The 393-nt window shown below is 54.7% G+C and carries 1 protein-coding gene; it reads left to right on the plus strand.

Translation table 11 applies throughout. The annotated features are described in order from the left end of the window. On the plus strand, window positions 1-393 hold a 393-nt coding region (locus MNI96_RS21790), incomplete at both ends, for a calcium-binding protein (RefSeq protein ID WP_502960372.1).

A 393-nucleotide genomic window follows, 5' to 3' on the forward strand; every position in this document is an offset into this window, starting at 1 on the left:
ACGATGATCGGCGGAGCCGGCAACGATACCTATTCCGTCGACAATGTCGGCGATCGGGTCATCGAATTAGCCGGTGAAGGCATAGACACTGTCTACAGCACCATTTCCTATCAACTCTGGCAGCAGGGCCAGTACATCGAGAATCTGACCATTTTGGGCAGTGGGGATCTGACTGCAGTCGGGAACGCGCTGAACAACGTGATCACCACAAATCTAGGCAACAACGTGCTGAATGGTGGTCTTGGTGCCGATACGATGAGTGGCGGTGCCCACAACGATACGTATTACGTTGACAATGTGGGGGATGTGGTCATCGAGACGGCCGGCAACGGCACGGACACGGTTATCAGTTCCGTCTCGTATGCACTCTGGCAGCAGGGCCAGCATATCGAA

This window comes from Stappia sp. WLB 29, assembly GCF_023507705.1.
Lineage (GTDB): Bacteria > Pseudomonadota > Alphaproteobacteria > Rhizobiales > Stappiaceae > Stappia.